The following is a 544-nucleotide window of genomic DNA, read 5'->3' as shown; positions in this document are numbered from 1 at the left end:
TCAAAAAGCCACCCTGTGAAGATTAATCGTTACTAATTCGTTACGGTTTTCCGTTACGATAAAAACCGTAACGAATTTATAGGTAAGTCGCTCATTTGTCGAATATTGGCAGTCGAAAGTCATAGCCGTTACGGAATGAACAAATTAACTTTGCAACAAGAAAGGAGTTACGGTATGAAATCGACATTCAAAACACTCTTCTATTTAAAGAAGAACGAACCGAAGAAAAACGGTCATGTAGTAATTATGGTGCGCATCACGGTGGACGGTGATCAGGTGCAATTCAGCAGCAAGCTGGACATACACCCCGACAATTGGGACACGAAAGCGGGAAGAGCCGTCATCAACAAACAGAGTGCGGACAAGAAAGAAAATCTCAGGGTATCCTCACTTAACAAGACACTGGACGAGATACGTTCGGCCATCACCATGCACTACACACGCATGATGAACGTGGACGGTTACGCACTGCCGGAAAAAATCAGGAACGCATTCCTGGGATTGGAGGAAAAGGAGAAAACGCTCATCAGCTACTTCACCCAGC

At 44.5% G+C, this 544-nt stretch carries 1 protein-coding gene; it reads left to right on the top strand.

Annotated features, from left to right (window positions below; translation table 11 throughout):
- Positions 1-174: 174 nt before the first annotated feature.
- The coding region (locus BACFIN_RS07560) for an Arm DNA-binding domain-containing protein (protein WP_032839703.1) at positions 175-544 on the top strand (370 nt) is incomplete at its 3' end.

The sequence above is a fragment of the Bacteroides finegoldii DSM 17565 genome, assembly GCF_000156195.1.
In the GTDB taxonomy this organism is placed as follows: domain Bacteria; phylum Bacteroidota; class Bacteroidia; order Bacteroidales; family Bacteroidaceae; genus Bacteroides; species Bacteroides finegoldii.
This window is presented reverse-complemented; position numbering and strand designations above follow the sequence as displayed.